Raw genomic sequence first — 1180 nt, 5'->3', positions numbered from 1 at the left:
CGTTCTGCCGCTCCAGTTTATTGTTGCTGGGTTTTGCTTTGGTTAGTTTTGACGTTAGCGCGGATCGTTTAAAAGATATTGCCAATGTACAGGGGGTTCGTTCGAATCAGCTGGTTGGTTATGGTTTGGTTGTCGGTTTAAGTGGTACAGGAGATAACACGCCTTTTACTAGCCAGACCTTCCGCAACATGATGAATAAATTTGGTATCACCATTCCTGAAGGTGTGGATCCGAAGTCAAAGAATGTAGCAGCGGTTTCAATTCATGCAGAGCTTCCGCCTTTCGCTAAACCTGGGCACAAGATTGATATCACAGCCTCATCGTTAGGAGACTCCAAGAGCCTTAGAGGTGGTAGCTTATTGATGACTCCGTTAAAGGGCGCAGATGGGCGCGTTTATGCGCTTGCTCAAGGCAGCCTTGTCGTCGGTGGTTTTGGTGCTGAAGGTGCCGATGGCTCCTCTATTCAGGTTAACGTTCCGAGTGTGGGACGGATTCCTAATGGCGCGACGGTTGAACGAGCCATCGCATCTCCTTTTCATCGTGGCGACACATTAACCTTTGATTTACATCGCCCGGACTTCACAACGGCGATGAATTTAACCAAGAAGATTAATGACTTGCTAGGGCCTAATACAGCTTACGCCAGCGATGCAGCTTCGATTACCGTCAAAGCCCCTCGCGATGCATCTCAGCGAGTTAGCTTTTTGTCGATGCTCGAAAATATGAATGTTGAAACAGGGGAAGAAGCGGCGAGAGTGATTATTAACTCTCGTACCGGCACCATCGTTGTCGGTCAGAACGTTAAGGTGCTTCCAGCTGCGGTTACCCACGGAAGTCTTTCGGTAACAATTACTGAAGACCCTGCAGTCAGTCAACCAAATCCGCTTGGAGGTGGTCAGACGGTTGTCGTACCACGCTCCGATGTTGATGCAGAACAAGAACCTAGTCGAATGTTTCAGTTTGGCCCTGCAGCGACGCTGAGCCAGATTGTTCAAGCGGTTAATCAAGTTGGTGCTGCGCCAGGAGATATCATGGCTGTACTCGAAGCCTTGAAGCAGGCTGGTGCCTTAAAAGCAGATTTAATTGTTATATAGAAAGAAATATAAGCAAAGCCATGTGGAACCTTAGAGGTTAGTGATGAATAGCGCACTGATGAGTCAGATAAATAATCCGATGATGA

At 47.8% G+C, this 1180-nt stretch carries 1 protein-coding gene; it reads left to right on the top strand.

Annotated elements, in window-relative coordinates; genetic code table 11:
• Positions 1-20 precede the first annotated feature (20 nt).
• Entirely contained in the window at positions 21-1094 is a 1074-nt protein-coding gene (locus tag A3766_RS24780) for a flagellar basal body P-ring protein FlgI (RefSeq protein ID WP_068643169.1), read from the top strand.
• The last annotated feature ends 86 nt before the right edge of the window (positions 1095-1180 follow it).

This window comes from Oleiphilus sp. HI0132 (assembly GCF_001635845.1).
The sequence above is the reverse complement of the archived record's forward strand: the minus strand, read 5'-3'. Positions and strand labels throughout refer to the sequence as shown.